The sequence below is a fragment of the Nonomuraea recticatena genome (genome assembly GCF_039533245.1).
Classification (GTDB): domain Bacteria; phylum Actinomycetota; class Actinomycetes; order Streptosporangiales; family Streptosporangiaceae; genus Nonomuraea; species Nonomuraea roseola.
In genome coordinates, this window is the sequence record NZ_BAAATE010000113.1 from 1 (window position 1) to 1,265 (window position 1,265).

Here is a 1,265-nt window from a genome sequence, read left to right on the forward strand (position 1 = left end):
CAGCGCTGCTCGTGCTCTCCGCCCGCGGCGAACTCCCGAAGCTCGACCTCGTGGTCTTCGCCGACACCCAGTGGGAACGCAAGGTCGTCTACGACAACGTCGACCGCCTGGAGCGCATCGCGACCGATGCCGGGATCCGGTTCGAGCGGGTCACCGCCGGGGCGCTCCGCGGCACCGCGGTCGAGGACGACTTCGTGCCGATGCCCGTCTACGGCTACCACGGCGACAAGCCGGTGGTCATGCGCCAGCAGTGCACGATGGACTGGAAGATCAAGCCGATCCGCCGCCGGGTCCGTGAACTTGCCGGGCCGCTGCACGGGCTCACCGTCGAGATGTGGTTGGGCATCTCCTATGAGGAGACGTACCGGCTCAAGCCCTCCCCAGTCGCCTACATCGAGCACGTCTACCCGCTCATCGACCTCAAGTGGACGCGGGCGCACTGCGTCGAGTTCCTCGCCGAGCAGGGCCTCACCGATGTTCCCCGCTCCTCGTGCATCGCGTGCCCGTTCAAGTCCGCCGGCGAGTTCCGGCGCATGGCCTCCGAGGCTCCCGGCGAGTGGGCCGACGCCGTCGACTTCGACGAACGCCTGCGTGCCCGCCCCGACCCGATGTTCGTACACCACTCCCGCAAGCCCCTCCCGCTCGTGCTCGGATCGCCGATCGAGACCGACTTGTGGGGCAACGAATGTGAAGGCTACTGCGGCGTGTGAGGAGGCCTGATGCCGAATCCTCCGAGCCTGGACCCGGTCCGGCACACACCGAAAGCGCGCGGCATCCAGCAGCTCCCGGCCTCCCGTGAAGGGAAGACACCGCCGTGGCCGCTCGATATCGAAGCGACCCCCCAGGAGAAGAAAGCGTGGCGGGAGCTGTGGAAGCTCCCGCAGGCCGCAATGTGGGAGCAGCAGCGTTCCTACCGCATGGTCGGCCGGTACTGCCGGGCCATGGTCGAAGCCGAGCAGCCCGAGGCCTCGGCGGGCCTGCACGCGCAGGTGACTGCGATGGAGGACCGGCTCGGCCTCACCCCGAAGGCGATGCGGCTGCTGCTGTGGGAGATCAAGGTCGACGAGGTCGCCGCCAAGCGGTCCGAGCGGACCGCCGAGGATGCCCGCAAGCGGATGAGGATCGCCGGCTGATGGCCTCCCGCTTGTGCACCCGCTGCGACCGCATCATCGCCTCCGGGTCCATCTGTGAACCGTGCCGCCACAAGCGGCGCCGCCGCTCCACTCCCGCTCCCGCCGGGGCGGTCACCACCCTCGTGTGGGGGC

2 protein-coding genes are annotated in these 1,265 nt (G+C 69.2%); both read left to right on the plus strand.

Annotation, left to right across the window (positions count from 1 at the left end):
- A partial coding sequence (locus tag ABFX50_RS50580; RefSeq protein ID WP_346158445.1) for an adenine nucleotide alpha hydrolase family protein occupies positions 1-710 on the plus strand: 710 nt, incomplete at its 5' end.
- Between the two features lie 9 nt (positions 711-719).
- A complete protein-coding gene (locus tag ABFX50_RS50585; RefSeq protein ID WP_310283806.1) occupies positions 720-1,133 on the plus strand; it encodes a hypothetical protein in 414 nt (137 codons plus the stop codon).
- Positions 1,134-1,265: the final 132 nt, after the last annotated feature.